The sequence below is a fragment of the Streptomyces sp. UNOB3_S3 genome, from assembly GCF_020740895.1.
GTDB lineage: Bacteria > Actinomycetota > Actinomycetes > Streptomycetales > Streptomycetaceae > Streptomyces.
In genome coordinates this window covers 1-3,093 of record NZ_JAILXP010000565.1, presented here as the reverse complement: position 1 = coordinate 3,093, position 3,093 = coordinate 1, and the positions used below count along the sequence as shown (strand labels likewise).

The following is a 3,093-nucleotide window of genomic DNA, read 5'->3' as shown; positions in this document are numbered from 1 at the left end:
GTCGTCCCACAGGCGCCGCAGGGCGGGCACGGCCCAGCGGCGCCAGACCTGGGGCCAGCGGCCGAGGCGGCCGAAGACGACGACGAGGACGAGGGCGACCAGGACGTAGTAGCCGTAGACGACCCAGACGGCGAGCATGCCCTCCTCCCGCCAGGAGTCGGGCGTGAGGGCGAACAGCGGCCAGATCCAGTAGTGGCCGAGGTAGCCGTTCCACAGCAGCGACCACAGCAGCCAGCCGCACAGCAGGGAGATCACCGCGCTGCTGAGGAGCTGCCGGCCGGGAATCCGGTCGGGCTCCTCCGGCGGCCGGGGCCGGTGGCCGAAGGTCCACACGCCGGGCGCGGCGTCCGGGCGCGGGGTGCGCAGCCAGGACAGGAACGGGGCGCCCGCGGTGCCGCCGGCCGGTGGCTCGGCCTCCGGGCGCGGCGGCACGACCTCGACGGGCGGTGCCACGGCCGCCTCGACGGGGAGCGGCATGCCGGCCGGCTCGACGGGGAGCGGCGCGGGCGGCTCCCCGGGCGGGCCCGCCTGGCGCGGCATGCGGCCCCCCCGCGCGCCGGGCGGCTCCATGCCGCCTCCCGTGGTCTCCTCGGTGTCCCTCACTGCCCCTCGCCCCCAGCCGGCCGTCGCGCCGCGCGTGCCTGAAGTCTCCGACCGGCCCAATCTAGTGGGACACCATGTCCGATACGGACAACGGGACGCGCGCACTTCTCCCGATCGGAACATGCCGCGCTCCCGCCGCCGCACCTAGCCTGCGACCAAAAGCCCGTACTTTCCCCCTGGAGCTCGTCATGACCGAACTGTCCGGAGGCGCCGCCCTCCCCCAGGAGCGCCGCGTCGTCACCGCGATCCCCGGCCCCAAGTCGCTCGAGCTCCAGGCCCGCCGCCTCGACGCGGTCGCGGGCGGTGTGGGCTCCGTCCTGCCGGTGTTCACCACGCGCGCGGGCGGCGGCGTCATCGAGGACGTCGACGGCAACTCCCTCATCGACTTCGGCTCCGGCATCGCCGTGACCTCGGTCGGCGCCAGCGCCGAGGCCGTGGTGCGCCGCGCCTCCGCGCAGCTCGCCGACTTCACCCACACCTGTTTCATGGTGACCCCCTACGAGGGTTACGTGGAGGTCTGCGAGCAGCTCGCCGAGCTGACCCCGGGCGACCACGCCAAGAAGTCCGCGCTGTTCAACTCGGGCGCCGAGGCCGTCGAGAACGCGGTCAAGATCGCCCGTGCGTACACCAAGCGCCAGGCCGTCGTCGTCTTCGACCACGGCTACCACGGCCGCACCAACCTGACGATGGCGCTCACGGCCAAGAACATGCCGTACAAGCACGGCTTCGGCCCGTTCGCGCCCGAGGTCTACCGCGTGCCGGTGGCGTACGGCTACCGCTGGCCGACCGGCCCGGAGAACTGCGGCCCCGAGGCCGCCGCCCAGGCCATCGACCAGATCACCAAGCAGATCGGCGCCGAGAACGTCGCCGCGATCATCATCGAGCCGGTGCTGGGCGAGGGCGGCTTCATCGAGCCGGCCAAGGGCTTCCTCCCGGCGATCGTGAAGTTCGCCAACGACAACGGCATCGTCTTCGTCGCGGACGAGATCCAGTCCGGCTTCTGCCGCACCGGCCAGTGGTTCGCCTGCGAGGACGAGGGCATCGTCCCGGACCTGATCACCACCGCCAAGGGCATCGCCGGCGGTCTGCCGCTGGCCGCCGTCACCGGCCGCGCGGAGATCATGGACGCGCCGCACGCGGGCGGTCTGGGCGGCACCTACGGCGGCAACCCGGTGGCCTGTGCCGGTGCCCTGGGCGCCATCGAGACCATGCGCGAGCTGGACCTCAACGGCAAGGCCAAGCGCATCGAGGAGGTCATGAAGGGCCGCCTCACCGCCATGCAGGAGAAGTTCCCGGTCATCGGCGACATCCGCGGCCGCGGTGCGATGATCGCGATCGAGCTGGTCAAGGACCCGGCGACCAAGGAGCCGAACCCGGAGGCCGCCGGCGCGCTCGCCAAGGCCTGCCACGCCGAGGGCCTGCTGGTCCTCACCTGCGGCACCTACGGCAACGTGCTGCGCTTCCTGCCGCCGCTGGTCATCGGCGAGGACCTGCTCAACGAGGGCCTCGACATCATCGAGGGCGCGTTCGCCCGTCTGTGAGCCGGCTGTCGCCCCGCCACGGGCTTCTTGTGAGCTCCCTGTGAGCCGGTGAAGAACCTGTGCGGGGCGGGTGGTGGACGGGTGATCCGACTATCGGATCGCCCGGCCCCTGCCGTACGGTTTCTTCAGATGAGTGAAACACCCCGTCCGCAGGGGACTGCGGACGAAACCGTGCCGTCGCTTCCCCGGCGCCGGCCCGGCCGTGCCTTCGCGCACAGCACTGGAGCCCTCGGCTCCGGACATCCTCACCGATCGGACGGTCGCCCGCCCCATACCCCCCGGGGCGCGCGGTCCACCGGCCGGACCGGCGGCCCTGGAACTTCCCCCCCTGTTCCGGGGCCGTCGGCGTACGCGCGATACGCGCTCCCGGCGGTGTGCGCCGTCCTCTTCGCCCTCGTCACCTGGCAGGTCGCCGCGCACGGGCCGCTGCGCGCGCTCGACGAGCGGCTCGGGCACGCGGTCGTGGGCACCGGCGCCGTGCCGTCGGGGCCCGCCGAACTGCTGGCGGATCTGGGCGACACGGTGGTGGCGGTGCCGGTTCTTCTGGTGGCCGTCGTCTCCTCCGTCCTGCGTCACCGCCGGTGGCGAGCGCCGCTGGGTGCCGCCCTCGCGATGGTTGCGGTGCCCGCTCTTGTCGTCCCGCTGAAGTGGTGGATCGGGCGGGCGGGGCCGCCGGCCATGGGGGCCGGGCCGCATGACGGGTTCTTTCCTTCCGGTCATGCGGCGACGGCGGCTGTCGCCTGCGGGGCGGCGGCGTTGTTGGTCTTTCGGACGTGGTGGTGGGTGGTGCCCTATGTGCTGCTCAACCTTGGGGTGGGGCTCGGGTTGGTGCGGCAGGGGTATCACTGGCCGCTGGATGTGGTCGGTGCGTGGTCCTTGGCCGGCGTGGTCCTGTGGGTGCAGGCCCGTGGGTGGTTTGTGCCCACCCTCCCCCGGCTACCGCTGGGAG

2 protein-coding genes and 1 pseudogene are annotated in these 3,093 nt (G+C 72.9%); 2 read left to right on the top strand and 1 reads right to left on the bottom strand.

Features of this window, described 5'->3' with window-relative positions; translation table 11 throughout:
• Positions 1-603: pseudogene (locus tag K6I33_RS33655) on the bottom strand (ATP-binding protein); the annotation flags it as partial.
• 188 nt (positions 604-791) lie between these two features.
• Between K6I33_RS33655 and gabT the strand changes: the two are divergent.
• Together gabT and K6I33_RS36465 are read left to right on the top strand one after the other, a co-directional pair.
• Positions 792-2,144: a 4-aminobutyrate--2-oxoglutarate transaminase gene (gabT, locus tag K6I33_RS33650; RefSeq protein ID WP_229358580.1), complete on the top strand. Its 1,353-nt coding sequence runs from the start codon at positions 792-794 to the stop codon at positions 2,142-2,144.
• Positions 2,145-2,516: 372 nt separating this feature from the next.
• Positions 2,517-3,093: phosphatase PAP2 family protein (locus K6I33_RS36465; protein ID WP_229358571.1), on the top strand; the 577-nt coding region annotated here is incomplete at its 3' end.